This is a genomic window from Cupriavidus sp. SIMBA_020 (genome assembly GCF_046535395.1).
Lineage (GTDB): Bacteria > Pseudomonadota > Gammaproteobacteria > Burkholderiales > Burkholderiaceae > Cupriavidus > Cupriavidus campinensis.
On sequence record NZ_JAWRWU010000346.1, the window covers coordinates 1 to 290 of the forward strand.

General features: G+C 66.9%; 1 pseudogene. It reads right to left on the reverse strand.

The window, feature by feature from the left end:
* Positions 1–64: 64 nt before the first annotated feature.
* Positions 65–290: pseudogene (locus tag SB751_RS29515) on the reverse strand (CDP-diacylglycerol--serine O-phosphatidyltransferase); the annotation flags it as partial.

Consider the following 290-nt stretch of genomic DNA (forward strand, 5'->3'; position numbering starts at 1 on the left):
CTGATGCCACCATGAAAAAACCCGCCTGCATCCAGGCGGGTTTTTCGTTTGGCGGGCGACGCGCTCAGGACGACTGGCCGCGGCGCTCCTGCTGCAGCCGGCGGGCACGGTTCCAACGCCAGGCCCAGATGACCCAGCCCGCAAAGCCGTACAGCACGAACAGGCCGAACAGCACCACCGGGGGATCGCTGGAGACGAACACGAACACCGCCACCACCAGCAGGATGCCCCAGAACGGCACGCTGCGGCCCAGGGCGAAGCTCTTGCCGCTGAAGAACGGCGCGTTCGAC